The organism is Cupriavidus gilardii, assembly GCF_013314895.1.
Lineage (GTDB): Bacteria > Pseudomonadota > Gammaproteobacteria > Burkholderiales > Burkholderiaceae > Cupriavidus > Cupriavidus gilardii_C.
In genome coordinates this window covers 1-14622 of the sequence record NZ_JABTYE010000018.1, presented here as the reverse complement: position 1 = coordinate 14622, position 14622 = coordinate 1, and the positions used below count along the sequence as shown (strand labels likewise).

Here is a 14622-nt window from a genome sequence, read left to right as displayed (position 1 = left end):
TTACCGCGCGTTACTGCATCGAACCTCAGACCGCCGGGTTGTCCCCGCCGTTCTCGGTGGTGGCATGCACCTCCGACGGCTCCATGAAGAGCGACTGCTCTTCTTCGGAGATCGCCTGGGCGCGTTCGCGCTCGGCCGCCTCGCGCGCCTTGCGGGCGCGGTGGTAGGCCAGGCCCGTACCGGCCGGGATCAGGCGACCCACGATCACGTTTTCCTTCAGACCGCGCAGGTCGTCGGTCTTGCCCATGATCGCGGCCTCGGTCAGCACGCGCGTCGTTTCCTGGAACGATGCCGCCGAGATGAAGCTGTCGGTCGACAGCGACGCCTTGGTAATACCGAGCAGCAGGTTCTCGTAGGTAGCCGGACGCTTGCCTTCCGCGATCACGCGGTCGTTTTCGTCCAGCAGCTCCGAGCGCTCCACCTGTTCACCCGGGATGAACTTGGTGTCGCCGACATCGACGATCTGCACGCGGCGCAGCATCTGACGCACGATCACTTCGATGTGCTTGTCGTTGATCTTCACGCCCTGCAGACGGTAGACGTCCTGCACTTCGTCGACGATGTAGTGCGCCAGCTCCTCGATGCCCTTCAGGCGCAGGATGTCGTGCGGATCCGCCGGACCCTCGACGATCATCTCGCCCTTGTTCACCACCTGACCGTCGTGGACCAGCACCTGCTTTTCCTTGGCGATCAGGAACTCGTGCGCATTGCCGTCGAGGTCGGTAATGACCAGACGCTGCTTGCCCTTGGTGTCCTTGCCGAACGACACGGTACCGGTGACTTCCGCCAGCACGGCGGCGTCCTTCGGCGAACGCGCTTCGAACAGCTCGGCCACACGCGGCAGACCGCCGGTAATGTCGCGGGTCTTCTGCGACTCGGTCGGGATACGCGCCAGCACTTCACCGACGTGCACCTGCTGACCGTCTTTGACGGTGATCAGCGCGCCGACCTGGAAGCCGATGGTCACGGAGTGGTCCGTGCCCGGAATCTTGACTTCCTGGCCATTGGCGTCGAGCAGCTTCACCTGCGGGCGCAGGCCCTTGGTGGCAGCCGTACGGCGCTTGGCGTCGATCACGACCAGCGTCGACAGACCGGTGACCTCGTCCATCTGCTTGGCGACGGTCACGCCTTCCTCGACGTTCTCGAACTTGATCGTGCCCGAGTACTCCGACACGATCGGGCGCGTCAGCGCGTCCCAGGTCGCCAGTTGCGTGCCCGCCTTGATCGCCTGACCGTCCTGCACCAGCAGCGTGGCGCCGTACGGGATCTTGTGGCGCTCGCGCTCGCGGCCGTGGTCGTCGGTGATCAGCGCCTCGCCCGAACGCGAGATCACGATCAGTTCGCCCTTGGCGTTGGTCACGTAGCGCATCGTCGCGGTGAAGCGCACCGTACCGGTGGCCTTCGCTTCGACGCTCGAGGCGACTGCCGCACGCGATGCCGCACCACCGATGTGGAACGTACGCATCGTCAGCTGCGTGCCCGGCTCGCCGATCGACTGCGCGGCGATCACGCCGACCGCCTCGCCGGTGTTGACCAGCGTGCCGCGGCCCAGATCGCGGCCATAGCACTTGGCGCACAGGCCGTAGCGCGTGTCGCACGACAGCGGGGTGCGGACCTTCACCTCGTCGACGCCGATCTGGTCGATCAGATCGACCAGGTCTTCGTCCAGCAGCGTGCCGGCCTCGATCGCGGTTTCCTGCGTCTCGGGGTTGACCACGTCCGACACCGTCACGCGGCCCAGGATACGGTCGCGCAGCGCTTCGATGACTTCACCGCCTTCGACCAGCGCCTTCATTGCGACGCCGTTGGTGGTGCCGCAATCCTCCTCGACCACTACCAGATCCTGCGTCACGTCGACCAGACGACGGGTCAGGTAACCCGAGTTCGCGGTCTTCAGCGCGGTATCCGCCAGACCCTTACGGGCACCGTGGGTCGAGATGAAGTACTGCAGAACGTTCAGGCCTTCGCGGAAGTTCGCGGTAATCGGCGTCTCGATGATCGAGCCGTCCGGCTTGGCCATCAGGCCGCGCATACCGGCCAGCTGACGGATCTGCGCCGCGGAACCCCGTGCGCCCGAGTCGGCCATCATGTAGATGGAGTTGAACGACTCCTGCTTGACGGTGTTGCCGTTGCGGTCGACCACGTCCTCGTGCTGCAGCTGCTCCATCATCGCCTTGCCCACCTGGTCGCCGGCGGCGCCCCAGATGTCCACGACGTTGTTGTAGCGCTCCTGGTCGGTCACCAGACCCGACATGTACTGCTTGTCGTATTCCTTCACCTTGGCCGCGGCGTCGGCGATGATCTTTTCCTTCTGCGGCGGCACCAGCATGTCGTCGATCGCGATCGAGATACCGGCGCGCGTGGCCAGGCGGAAGCCCGACTGCAGCAGCTTGTCGGCGAAGATCACCGTTTCGCGCAGACCGCACTTGCGGAACGCGGTGTTGATCAGGCGCGAGATTTCCTTCTTCTTCAGCGGCTTGTTCAGCACCGAGAAAGGCAGGCCCTTCGGCAGGATCTCGGACAGGATCGCGCGGCCGACCGTGGTGGCCTGCAGCGTGATCTTCGGCGCGAAGCGCGCGTCGCCCTCGGCGTCCTTGTCCACCAGCTCATACTCGGTGATGCGCACGTTCACGCGCGAAGCCAGTTCGACTTCCTTGTTCTCGTAGGCGCGGATCACCTCGCTGACGTCGGCGAAGGTCATGCCCTCGCCCTTGCCGTTGATCTTGTCGCGGGTGGTGTAGTACAGGCCCAGCACCACGTCCTGCGACGGCACGATCGACGGATCGCCGTTGGCCGGGAACAGCACGTTGTTCGACGCCAGCATCAGCGTGCGCGCTTCCATCTGCGCTTCCAGCGACAGCGGCACGTGAACGGCCATCTGGTCGCCGTCGAAGTCGGCGTTGAACGCCGCGCAGACGAGCGGATGCAGCTGGATCGCCTTGCCTTCGATCAGCACCGGTTCGAAGGCCTGGATGCCCAGGCGGTGCAGCGTCGGCGCACGGTTCAGCATCACCGGGTGCTCGCGGATCACCTCTTCGAGGATGTCCCACACGACCGGGGTCTGGCTTTCGACTTCCTTCTTGGCCGCCTTGATGGTGGTGGCGATGCCCATCGTTTCCAGCTTGTGGAAGATGAAGGGCTTGAACAGCTCCAGCGCCATCAGCTTGGGCAGACCGCACTGGTGCAGCTTCAGCGTCGGGCCGACCACGATGACCGAACGGCCCGAGTAGTCGACGCGCTTGCCCAGCAGGTTCTGACGGAAACGACCGCCCTTGCCCTTGATCATCTCGGCCAGCGACTTCAGCGGACGCTTGTTGGCGCCGGTCATCGCCTTGCCGCGACGGCCGTTGTCCAGCAGCGAGTCGACCGCTTCCTGCAGCATGCGCTTTTCGTTGCGCACGATGATTTCAGGGGCCTTCAGCTCAAGCAGGCGCTTCAACCGGTTGTTGCGGTTGATCACGCGGCGATACAGGTCGTTCAGGTCCGAGGTCGCAAAGCGGCCGCCATCCAGCGGCACCAGCGGACGCAGCTCGGGCGGCAGCACCGGCAGCACTTCGAGGATCATCCACTCGGGCTTGATGCCCGAACGCTGGAAGGCCTCGAGCACCTTCAGGCGCTTGGCGTACTTCTTGATCTTGGCTTCGGAACCGGTGGCCTGCAGCTCGGCGCGGATCTGTTCGATCTGCTTCTCGATGTCGATGCCGCGCAGCAGCTCACGGATGCCCTCGGCACCCATCATCGCGACGAATTCGCCCTCGCCGTACTCCTCGCACTTCGCGATGTAGTCGTCCTCGGACATGATCTGGCTCTTCTTGAGCGGAGTCATGCCGGGCTCGAGCACCACGAACGCTTCGAAATACAGCACGCGCTCGATGTCGCGCAGCGTCATGTCGAGCACCATGCCCAGACGCGACGGCAGCGACTTCAGGAACCAGATGTGCGCGGTCGGCGCGGCCAGTTCGATATGGCCCATGCGCTCGCGGCGCACCTTCGCCAGCGTCACCTCGACGCCGCACTTCTCGCAGATCACGCCACGGTGCTTCAGGCGCTTGTACTTGCCGCACAGGCACTCGTAGTCCTTGATCGGACCGAAGATCTTGGCGCAGAACAGACCGTCGCGCTCGGGCTTGAAGGTCCGGTAGTTGATGGTTTCCGGCTTCTTGACTTCGCCGTACGACCACGAACGGATCTTCTCGGGCGAGGCCAGGCCGATCTTGATCGCGTCGAACTGCTCTTCCTGCTGTACCTGCTTAAAGAGATCGAGCAATGCTTTCATTGCAACTCCTTGTTTCGCCGCCCGCCCGTGACGGGCCAGCGGCATTCATCCTGTGGGAAATCCGCCGGAGACGGCTTCGTGCCGCCTCCGTTTCGCTCGATGATCAGTAGCGATCCAGGTCGATATCGATACCCAGCGAGCGGATTTCCTTCACCAGCACGTTGAACGACTCCGGCATGCCGGCATCGATCGAGTGCTCGCCCTTGACGATGTTCTCGTACACCTTGGTACGGCCGTTCACGTCGTCGGACTTGACCGTCAGCATTTCCTGCAGCACGTAGGAGGCGCCGTACGCTTCCAGCGCCCACACTTCCATCTCGCCGAAACGCTGGCCGCCGAACTGCGCCTTGCCGCCCAGCGGCTGCTGGGTGACGAGCGAGTACGGACCGGTCGAGCGGGCGTGCATCTTGTCGTCGACCAGGTGGTGCAGCTTCAGCATGTGCATCACACCCAGCGTGACCGGACGCTCGAACGCCTCGCCGGTGCGGCCGTCGTACAGCGTGACCTGCTGCTTCGATGCCGTCAGGCCCTTCTCCTTGGCGACTTCGTCCGGATAGGCCAGATCCAGCATGCGGCGGATTTCGGCTTCATGCGCGCCGTCGAACACCGGGGTCGCGAAGGGCACGCCCTTCTTGAGGTTGTTCGCCAGCTCCAGCACTTCGGCATCCGTCAGGCTGTCGAGGTCTTCGGCCTTGCCGCTCTCGTTGTAGATCTGATTGAGCAGGGCGCGCAGTTCCTGCGCCTTGGCCTGTGCCTTCAGCATGTCGCCGATGCGCTGGCCCAGACCGCGCGCGGCCCAGCCCAGGTGGGTCTCGAGAATCTGACCCACGTTCATCCGCGACGGCACGCCGAGCGGGTTCAGCACGATGTCGGCAGGCGTGCCGTCGGCCATGTAGGGCATGTCTTCGATCGGCACGATCTTCGACACCACGCCCTTGTTGCCGTGACGGCCCGCCATCTTGTCGCCAGGCTGCAGGCGGCGCTTGACGGCCAAGTACACCTTGACCATCTTGATCACGCCCGGGGGCAGCTCGTCGCCCTGAGTCAGCTTCTTGCGCTTTTCCTCGAAGGCCAGGTCGAACTCGTGGCGCTTCTGCTCGATGGCTTCCTTGACCGCTTCGAGCTGGGCCGCGACTTCCTCGTCGGCCGGACGGATGTCGAACCAGTGGTACTTGTCCAGATCGTCCAGGTACTCCTTGGTCAGCTTCGCGCCCTTGGCCAGCTTCTTCGGACCGCCATTGACGGTCTTGTCGATCAGCAGACGCTCCAGACGCTGGAAGGCATCGCCCTCGACGATACGCAGCTGGTCGTTCAGGTCCAGGCGATAGCGCTTCAGTTCGTCGTCGATGATCGACTGGGCGCGCTTGTCGCGGGTCACGCCTTCACGGGTGAAGACCTGCACGTCGATCACGATACCGCTCATGCCCGAGGGCACGCGCAGCGAGGTGTCCTTCACGTCGGACGCCTTCTCGCCGAAGATCGCGCGCAGCAGCTTCTCTTCCGGCGTCAGCTGGGTCTCGCCCTTGGGCGTGACCTTGCCGACCAGCACGTCGCCGGCTTCGACTTCGGCACCGATGTAGGTGATGCCGGACTCGTCCAGACGGGCCAGTTGCGCTTCGGCCAGGTTCGAGATGTCGCGCGTGATTTCCTCGGGTCCAAGCTTGGTGTCGCGGGCGACGACCGACAGCTCCTCGATGTGGATCGAGGTGTAGCGGTCTTCAGCAACGACGCGCTCCGAGATCAGGATCGAATCTTCGAAGTTGTAGCCGTTCCAGGGCATGAACGCGACCAGCATGTTCTGGCCGAGCGCGAGCTCGCCCAGGTCGGTCGAGGCGCCGTCGGCGATCACGTCGCCGCGGGCCACGTGGTCGCCCACCTTGACCATCGGACGCTGGTTGATGTTCGTGTTCTGGTTCGAACGCGTGTACTTGATCAGGTTGTAGATGTCCACGCCGACTTCGCCGGCCACGGCTTCGTCGTCGTTGACGCGGATCACGATACGGTTCGCGTCGACATAGTCGACCACGCCGCCACGGGTCGCCTGCACGGCGGTGCCCGAGTCGACCGCGACAGTGCGCTCGATGCCGGTGCCGACCAGCGGCTTGTCCGGACGCAGGCAGGGCACGGCCTGACGCTGCATGTTCGCGCCCATCAGTGCACGGTTCGCGTCATCGTGCTCGAGGAACGGCACCAGCGAGGCTGCCGCCGACACGATCTGCGACGGCGCCACGTCGATGTACTGCACGCGGTCCGGCGTGACCATGCGGGTCTCGCGCTCGCTGCCTTCGCGCGCCGACACCAGTTCGTCGATCAGGTTGCCTTCGGCGTCGACCGTCGCGTTGGCCTGCGCCACCACGTACTTGCCTTCCTCGATCGCCGACAGGTAGTCGACCTGGTCGGTCAGCTTGCCGTTTTCCACCTTGCGGTACGGCGTCTCGAGGAAGCCGTATTCGTTCAGGCGGGCGTACAGCGCCAGCGAGTTGATCAGACCGATGTTCGGACCTTCCGGCGTTTCGATCGGGCACACGCGGCCATAGTGGGTCGGGTGCACGTCGCGGACTTCGAAGCCCGCGCGTTCGCGCGTCAGACCGCCCGGGCCCAGAGCGGACACGCGACGCTTGTGCGTGATCTCGGACAGCGGGTTGGTCTGGTCCATGAACTGCGACAGCTGCGACGAACCGAAGAACTCGCGGATCGCCGACGAGATCGGCTTCGAGTTGATCAGGTCGTGCGGCATCAGGTTCTCGGTCTCGGCCTGGCCCAGACGTTCCTTGACGGCGCGCTCCACGCGCGACAGGCCGGCGCGGAACTGGTTCTCGGCCAGCTCGCCGACGCAACGCACGCGGCGGTTGCCCAGGTGGTCGATGTCGTCGACTTCGCCCTTGCCGTTGCGCAGGTTGACCAGGATCTTGATGGTCTCGAGGATGTCCTCGTCCTGCAGCACCATGCTGCCCTCGCCGCTCGGGCGGCCCAGGCGGCTGTTGACCTTCATGCGGCCCACGCGCGACAGGTCGTACGACTCTTCGCTGTAGAACAGGCGCTGGAACAGCGCTTCGACGGCGTCCTCGGTGGGCGGCTCGCCCGGGCGCATCATCCGATAGATCGCGATACGGGCCGCGGTCTGGTCGGCGGTGTCGTCGGTACGCAGGGTCTGCGAGATGTACGGACCCTGGTCCAGATCGTTGGTGTACAGCGTCTGGATCTGCTTGACGCCCGCTTCGCGCAGCGACTCGAGCAGCGTTTCGGTCAGTTCGTCGTTGGCGTTGGCGATCACCTCGCCGGTATCCGGGTCGATGATGTTCTTGGCCAGCACGCGGCCCAGCAGATAGTCTTCCGGCACGCTGATCAGCTTGGTGCCGGCGGATTCCAGGTCACGGATGTGCTTGGCGTTGATCCGCTTGTCCTTCTCGACCACGACACGGCCGTTCTTGTCGGCGATGTCGAAGCGCGCGACTTCGCCGCGCAGGCGCTCGGGCACGAACTCCAGCTGCGCGCCTTCGGCTTGCAGCGTGAAGTTGTCGAACACGAAGAAGTGCGCGAGGATCTGTTCCGGCGTCAGGCCGATCGACTTGAGCAGGATCGTCACCGGCATCTTGCGGCGGCGGTCGACGCGGAAGTACAGGATGTCCTTCGGGTCGAACTCGAAGTCCAGCCACGAGCCGCGGTACGGAATGATCCGCGCCGAGAACAGCAGCTTGCCCGAACTGTGCGTCTTGCCCTTGTCGTGCTCGAAGAACACGCCCGGCGAACGGTGCAGCTGCGAGACGATCACGCGCTCGGTGCCGTTGATCACGAACGAGCCGGTCGAGGTCATGAGCGGAATCTCGCCCATGTAGACTTCCTGCTCCTTCACTTCCTTGACCTTGCCCGGGTTCTCGCGATCGTTGATGATCAGGCGAACCTTGGCGCGCAGGGCCGAGTGGAACGTCAGGCCACGCTGTTGACATTCCTTGACGTCGAACGGCGGGTTGGACAGGTGGTACGAGACGAACTCCATACGGGCGAGCCCGTTATGGGAGACGATGGGGAAAATTGCGTTGAAGGCGGCTTGCAGGCCTTCGTTCTTGCGACGCGCGGGTGGCGTATCCGCTTGCAAGAACTGGGTGTACGATTCGATCTGGGTGGCTAGCAGGAATGGAACCTGGTGAACCGTCGCGCGCTTCGCAAAGCTTTTGCGAATGCGCTTCTTTTCGGTGAAGCTGTACGCCATGGGATCTCCGAATCATCGCAGGGCTGGCTGGACCTGACCGGCGCCTGAGGTGTTCAGCGACTGGGAGGGGATTTGGCGGTTGGCCGCTACCAACCTCTGGCTGACGGTGTCCGCACGCTGCGAACCGGCGCCATCATCCACGCGCGCCAGTTCGGGGAACACCCGACCAAACTTGTCTTCTGCAGTCGGTTCAGAAGACAAACATCAGCAGCAACCGCTTAGTGTGCCACTGATGTTTGGCCTCTGCTGCGGCCCCGAGTTTCACCCGGGTGCCGAGTAGGCAATGCATCACTTCTTGCGCGAGTGAGTGTCCAATAAAACACAATCACAGAAGCGCAAAAAGGCTGGCGCCGGGATTTCCCCTTTGCCAGCCCCATTCGCGTGCCGGAGGGCACGCGAAAACTGCTTACTTGATTTCGACCTTCGCGCCGGCGTCTTCCAGCTTCTTCTTGGCGTCGTCGGCGGTAGCCTTGTCCACGCCTTCCTTGACGGGCTTCGGTGCGCCATCGACCAGGTCCTTGGCTTCCTTCAGGCCCAGGCCGGTGATTTCGCGAACGGCCTTGATGACGCCGACCTTGTTCGCGCCGACCTCAGCCAGCACAACGTTGAACTCGGTCTTCTCTTCGGCGGCGGCGGCACCAGCAGCGCCCGGGGCAGCAGCCACGGCCATCGCGGCGGCGGACACGCCAAACTTCTCTTCGAACGCCTTGACCAGGTCGTTCAGTTCCATCACGGACATCGCGCCAACGGCTTCGAGGATGTCGTCTTTGGTGATTGCCATTTGGAAATACTCCTAGATTTGATTCGGTATCGGTATTGCGATCGGGACGAGCCTGGCCTTAGGCCGCGGCGCCTTCCTCGGCGGGGGCACCTTCGCTCTTCTTCTCGGCCAGCGCGGCCAGCAGGCGGGCAAAGCCCGACACCGGCGCTTGCATGACGCCAAGCAGCTGAGCAATCAGTTGGTCGCGGCTCGGGATCGAGGCCAGCGCCTTGACGGCGTTGACGTCGAGCACCTTGCCGTCGAACGACCCGGCGCGCAGGACCAGCTTGTCGTTGGTCTTGGCGAAGTCGTTCAGAACCTTGGCCGAGGCCACTGCGTCTTCGGAAATTCCGTAGATCAGCGGGCCGGTCAATTGCTCCGCGAGCGCGGCAAACGGCGTACCTTCCACGGCGCGGCGAGCCAGCGTGTTCTTCAGAACGCGCAGGTAGACGCCTTGCTCGCGGGCAGTGGCACGCAGCCTGGTCAGATCGCCAACCGTGATGCCGCGATATTCGGCCACGACGATGGTCTGGGCTTTGGCGACTTGCGCCGACACCTCAGCAACGACGGCCTTCTTATCTTCAATATTGAGTGGCACGGTTAAGCTCCAAAACGATGCGCGGCTCTCCGGTGACGGAGGTCCTTGCATCAGTCCAAACGAACGGCGTCCGATTGGCCCGAATCACCCGGGGATCTCGCCCCGGACCATTCCAACCTTCGGGTTCGCCATCTACGCTGGCGGGCAGGCTGCCGTCACCTTGTTGCCGTGTACGGTCCCACCGATTAAGGCCATGCCCCGGCTTGCGCGCGAACATGACCGCCAGCGGTCTTTGATAACCAGCGGGACCGGCGACTGGCGCCTGCCCACTGCCCAAAGCCTTTCTCTGGCCCGCCTTGGCGGGCCGGTCCCGGCGCGCGGCCGGAACCTCGAATGCTTGGCCGACCGGTGTTATCGGGTCCGGTCGGCTGACTGGCCAATTTATGGCCAGCGTATTGCCAGCCGCTTAGGCGGCCAGCGAGGTCTGGTCGACGCGAACGCCCACGCCCATGGTCGAGGAGACCGCGATCTTGCGCAGGTAGACGCCCTTGCTGGTGGCCGGCTTGGCCTTGACCAGTGCGTCGATCAGCGCCGACAGGTTGCTCTTCAGCGCGGCGTCCTCGAACGAACGGCGGCCGATGGTCGCGTGGATGATGCCGGCCTTGTCGACACGGAACTGAACCTGACCGGCCTTGGCGTTCTTGACCGCCTGAGCCACGTCCGGCGTCACGGTACCGACCTTCGGGTTCGGCATCAGGCCGCGCGGACCGAGGATCTGGCCCAGCGTACCGACGATACGCATCGTGTCCGGCGAAGCGATCACGACGTCGAAGTTCAGGTTGCCGGCCTTGACTTGCTCGGCCAGGTCTTCCATGCCGACCACGTCGGCACCAGCGGCCTTGGCCGCTTCGGCCTTCTCGCCCTGGGCGAACACCGCCACGCGGACCGACTTGCCGGTACCGGCGGGCAGCACCACCGAACCACGAACCACCTGGTCCGACTTCTTGGCGTCGATGCCCAGTTGCACGGCGACGTCGATCGACTCGTCGAACTTGGCCGACGCGCAATCCTTGACCAGGCCCAGCGCCTCGTCGATCGGGTAGAACTTGGTGCGCTCGATCTTGGCCTTGTTGGCCGCTACGCGCTTCGAAACCTTAGCCATTTACAGACCCTCCACGGTGATACCCATCGAGCGGGCCGAGCCGGCGATGGTGCGCACTGCCGCGTCCAGATCGGCGGCGGTCAGGTCGGCGTTCTTGGCCTTGGCGATGTCTTCAGCCTGGGCGCGGGTGATCTTGCCAACCTTGTCGGTGTGCGGCTTGGCCGAACCCTTGGTGATGCCGGCAGCCTTCTTGATCAGCACGGTGGCCGGCGGCGACTTCATCACGAAGGTGAAGCTCTTGTCGGCGAAGGCGGTGATCACCACCGGCACCGGCAGGCCGGGTTCCATGCCCTGGGTCTGCGCGTTGAACGCCTTGCAGAACTCCATGATGTTCAGGCCGCGCTGACCCAGTGCAGGGCCCACGGGCGGGGAGGGGTTCGCTTTACCAGCCGGAATCTGCAGCTTGATAAAGCCAATAATCTTCTTGGCCATCTTTACTCCAATCCGGACCGCTGCACGTTCGGCAGTCAGTCCTGTTGAGTCGTAACGCGCTGTCGCCGGCCGCCTGGGGCGGGCCCGGCCTCACGCTCCTCTTGTGCCCCTTGCGGAGCGTCGCCGGTCGCACTGCCGAAGGCGGCGCGACCCTGCGAATGCTGTGAAGGTCAGACCTTCTCGACCTGGCCGAACTCGAGCTCGACCGGGGTGGCGCGACCGAAGATGGTCACCGAGACGCGCAGGCGCGACTTCTCGTAGTTGACCTCTTCCACGTTGCCGTTGAAGTCGGTGAACGGGCCGTCCTTGACGCGCACCATTTCGCCCACCTCGAACAACGTCTTCGGCCGCGGCTTTTCGACGCCTTCCTGCATCTGCGTCATGATCTTGTCGACTTCCTTCTGGGAAATCGGACTCGGGCGGTTGCGCGCGCCGCCGACGAAGCCGGTGACCTTGCTGGTGTTCTTCACCAGGTGCCACGTCTCGTCGGTCATCTCCATCTCCACGAGCACGTAGCCCGGGAAGAAGCGCCGCTCGGTCACCGAACGCTGACCGCCCTTCATTTCGATCACTTCTTCGGACGGCACCAGGATGCGTCCGAACTTGTCCTGCATCTCCGCGCGCTCGATGCGTTCCTGCAAGGCGCGCTGCACGCTTTTCTCCATGCCGGAGTATGCGTGGACCACGTACCAGCGCTTCTTCGAAGGCGGCTGCGTAGGCGTGGTTTCCTGCGTTGCGTCGTCCGTCATGTCCTTCCCCTTATTTCCAGCCCAGCACGAGGGAGAAGATCACCCACTCGATCAGTTTGTCGGCAGACCACAAGAACAGCGCCATGATCACGACGAAGACGAACACCAGGCCCGTCATCTGTCCGGCTTCCTTGCGGGTCGGCCACACCACCTTGCGGACTTCCCGGTACGATTCCTTGGCGAATCCCACGAATTCCTTGCCCGGTGCGGACACCAGCGCGACGATTACGCCGAGCGCGATGCCCGCGAACAGCGCGGCGCCGCGCACGTAGGCAGGCTGCTGCGCCAGCGCGTAGAAACCGATCACGCCGGCCACCACGAGCAGCACGGCCACGCCCAGCAGCCACTTGCCACTGGAGGTGTTGACGGTTTCGACGTTGGGATTGGCCATGTTTCGCAAACGAGACTAAGCCGCGTCACGATGGATCCTCTGTGGATCCGCCCGACGCGGCTGATTGAATTGGCAGGGGCAGAGGGAATCGAACCCCCAACCTTCGGTTTTGGAGACCGACGCTCTGCCAGTTGAGCTATACCCCTAAAACAACTTTGGGGTCGGCTGGAAGCCAACCCCACTGGCGGCAAACGCGGCCGGTTGGTGCCGCGTTTGCTGTCGTGACTGCTTAGTCCAGGATCTTGGCGACGACGCCGGCGCCGACGGTGCGGCCGCCTTCACGGATGGCGAAGCGCAGGCCTTCTTCCATCGCGATCGGGGCGATCAGCTTGACGGTGATCGACACGTTGTCGCCCGGCATGACCATTTCCTTGTCCTTCGGCAGCTCGATCGAGCCGGTCACGTCGGTCGTACGGAAATAGAACTGCGGACGGTAGTTGTTGAAGAACGGGGTGTGACGGCCGCCCTCGTCCTTCGACAGGATGTACACCTCGCCGGTGAAGTGCGTGTGCGGCTTGATCGAACCCGGCTTGCACAGCACCTGGCCGCGCTCGACGTCTTCACGCTTGGTGCCGCGCAGCAGCAGACCGACGTTGTCGCCAGCCTGGCCCTGGTCCAGCAGCTTGCGGAACATTTCCACGCCGGTGCAGGTGGTCTTGACCGTCGGGCGGATACCGACGATTTCGATTTCCTCGCCGACCTTGATCACGCCACGCTCGATACGGCCGGTCACCACGGTACCGCGGCCCGAGATCGAGAACACGTCTTCGACCGGCATCAGGAACGTGCCGTCCACGGCGCGCTCCGGCGTCGGGATGTAGGTGTCCAGCGCGTCGGCCAGGCGCATGATCGCCTCTTCGCCCAGGTCGCCCTTGTCGCCTTCGAGCGCCAGCTTGGCCGAACCCTTGATGATCGGGGTGTCGTCGCCGGGGAACTCGTACTTCGAGAGCAGCTCGCGCACTTCCATTTCCACCAGCTCGAGCAGCTCGGCGTCGTCCACCATGTCGCACTTGTTCAGGAACACGATGATGTACGGCACGCCGACCTGACGGGCCAGCAGGATGTGCTCGCGCGTCTGCGGCATCGGGCCGTCAGCGGCGGAGCACACCAGGATCGCGCCGTCCATCTGGGCAGCGCCGGTGATCATGTTCTTGACGTAGTCGGCGTGGCCCGGGCAGTCAACGTGCGCGTAGTGGCGGTTGGCCGTCTCGTACTCGACGTGCGCGGTGTTGATGGTAATACCGCGTGCCTTCTCTTCCGGCGCCGCATCGATTTCGTCGTACTTCTTCGCAGCACCGCCGAACTTCGCCGCCAGCACCGTCGCAATCGCCGCCGTCAGCGTCGTCTTGCCGTGGTCAACGTGACCAATCGTACCAACGTTCACGTGCGGCTTGGTCCGCTCGAACTTTTCCTTTGCCATTTCGCGACTCCTGTCTCGGTAGCGATATTGCCAGTGCGGTATTTGGTGCCCATGGGCAGGATCGAACTGCCGACCTCTCCCTTACCAAGGGAGTGCTCTACCACTGAGCCACATGGGCGAAACTTGATGACTGCGTTGCAGCAATCCTGCTGGAGCGGGTGAAGGGAATCGAACCCTCGTCGTAAGCTTGGAAGGCTTCTGCTCTACCATTGAGCTACACCCGCCCGGGTTACTTCACTTCACCGACATTGCCGGACTGCTGCTGCATTGCATTCTGGTGGAGAGGGTTGGATTCGAACCAACGTAGGCGTAAGCCAACAGATTTACAGTCTGCCCCCTTTAGCCACTCGGGCACCTCTCCGCAGAGAACTTGCGATTATGGTGTAATCGCCCCCGCCTGTCAAGCGCTTTCCCTCTGCTTTGCCAGGAAATCGGCTTGTTCGATCGTCGGCGGAAACGGGCTGCGGCGGCCCGTGGCGAACCATCTTCGCGAACATCGGAAACGATGTCCTCTCACCCTATAGGCGGTCGCGGAACACCCTGAAACGCCTCTGGAGCCGCCCGAATATGCCGGTTCAGCAACCTGGCTTGGTCCCGGCCAGCGCGCTTCCGCCGCCGCAAAGCAAAACGCCCCAGACCTTGTGAGATCTGGGGCGTTTTCAAAGGAGAGCCTGGCGATGACCT

At 63.7% G+C, this 14622-nt stretch carries 9 protein-coding genes and 4 tRNA genes; all 13 read right to left on the bottom strand.

Annotated elements, in window-relative coordinates; translation table 11 throughout:
- Positions 1–25: 25 nt before the first annotated feature.
- Positions 26–4276 (bottom strand): DNA-directed RNA polymerase subunit beta', encoded by a 4251-nt coding sequence (gene rpoC / locus HTY53_RS17470; protein WP_174107805.1) that lies wholly within the window; start codon positions 4274–4276, stop codon positions 26–28.
- A gap of 103 nt (positions 4277–4379) precedes the next feature.
- Positions 4380–8486, bottom strand: a complete 4107-nt coding sequence (gene rpoB / locus HTY53_RS17465; RefSeq protein ID WP_174107804.1) for a DNA-directed RNA polymerase subunit beta — start codon at positions 8484–8486, stop codon at positions 4380–4382.
- A gap of 406 nt (positions 8487–8892) precedes the next feature.
- Positions 8893–9267: a 50S ribosomal protein L7/L12 gene (gene rplL / locus HTY53_RS17460; protein ID WP_174107803.1), complete on the bottom strand. Its 375-nt coding sequence runs from the start codon at positions 9265–9267 to the stop codon at positions 8893–8895.
- A gap of 58 nt (positions 9268–9325) precedes the next feature.
- On the bottom strand, positions 9326–9844 hold the full coding sequence (gene rplJ / locus HTY53_RS17455) for a 50S ribosomal protein L10 (RefSeq protein WP_174107882.1): 519 nt from the start codon (positions 9842–9844) through the stop codon (positions 9326–9328).
- Between the two features lie 406 nt (positions 9845–10250).
- Complete coding sequence (rplA, locus tag HTY53_RS17450; protein WP_174107802.1) at positions 10251–10946, bottom strand: 50S ribosomal protein L1; 696 nt, start codon at positions 10944–10946, stop codon at positions 10251–10253.
- Positions 10947–11378 (bottom strand): 50S ribosomal protein L11, encoded by a 432-nt coding sequence (gene rplK / locus HTY53_RS17445; RefSeq protein ID WP_006576495.1) that lies wholly within the window; start codon positions 11376–11378, stop codon positions 10947–10949.
- Between the two features lie 170 nt (positions 11379–11548).
- The gene (gene nusG, locus HTY53_RS17440) at positions 11549–12127 is read right to left on the bottom strand and encodes a transcription termination/antitermination protein NusG (protein WP_174107801.1); all 579 of its coding nucleotides are present in this window, start codon (positions 12125–12127) and stop codon (positions 11549–11551) included.
- Between the two features lie 10 nt (positions 12128–12137).
- Positions 12138–12518 (bottom strand): preprotein translocase subunit SecE, encoded by a 381-nt coding sequence (gene secE, locus HTY53_RS17435; RefSeq protein WP_174107800.1) that lies wholly within the window; start codon positions 12516–12518, stop codon positions 12138–12140.
- 70 nt (positions 12519–12588) lie between these two features.
- A tRNA-Trp gene (locus HTY53_RS17430) sits at positions 12589–12664 on the bottom strand.
- An 83-nt stretch (positions 12665–12747) separates the two neighbouring features.
- On the bottom strand, positions 12748–13938 hold the full coding sequence (gene tuf, locus HTY53_RS17425; RefSeq protein ID WP_174107799.1) for an elongation factor Tu: 1191 nt from the start codon (positions 13936–13938) through the stop codon (positions 12748–12750).
- Between the two features lie 43 nt (positions 13939–13981).
- Positions 13982–14056 (bottom strand) — tRNA-Thr (locus HTY53_RS17420).
- A 32-nt stretch (positions 14057–14088) separates the two neighbouring features.
- Positions 14089–14162 (bottom strand) — tRNA-Gly (locus tag HTY53_RS17415).
- A 51-nt stretch (positions 14163–14213) separates the two neighbouring features.
- A tRNA-Tyr gene (locus HTY53_RS17410) sits at positions 14214–14299 on the bottom strand.
- Between the last annotated feature and the right edge of the window lie 323 nt (positions 14300–14622).

What these genes read in the sequence shown, in the direction of transcription:
- rpoC (WP_174107805.1), bottom strand. Translation starts at nt 4,276, where the DNA reads ATGAAAGCATTGCTCGATCTCTTTAAGCAGGTACAGCAGGAAGAGCAG.
- rpoB (WP_174107804.1), bottom strand. Translation starts at nt 8,486, where the DNA reads ATGGCGTACAGCTTCACCGAAAAGAAGCGCATTCGCAAAAGCTTTGCG.
- rplL (WP_174107803.1), bottom strand. Translation starts at nt 9,267, where the DNA reads ATGGCAATCACCAAAGACGACATCCTCGAAGCCGTTGGCGCGATGTCC.
- rplA (WP_174107802.1), bottom strand. Translation starts at nt 10,946, where the DNA reads ATGGCTAAGGTTTCGAAGCGCGTAGCGGCCAACAAGGCCAAGATCGAG.
- rplK (WP_006576495.1), bottom strand. Translation starts at nt 11,378, where the DNA reads ATGGCCAAGAAGATTATTGGCTTTATCAAGCTGCAGATTCCGGCTGGT.
- nusG (WP_174107801.1), bottom strand. Translation starts at nt 12,127, where the DNA reads ATGACGGACGACGCAACGCAGGAAACCACGCCTACGCAGCCGCCTTCG.
- secE (WP_174107800.1), bottom strand. Translation starts at nt 12,518, where the DNA reads ATGGCCAATCCCAACGTCGAAACCGTCAACACCTCCAGTGGCAAGTGG.
- tuf (WP_174107799.1), bottom strand. Translation starts at nt 13,938, where the DNA reads ATGGCAAAGGAAAAGTTCGAGCGGACCAAGCCGCACGTGAACGTTGGT.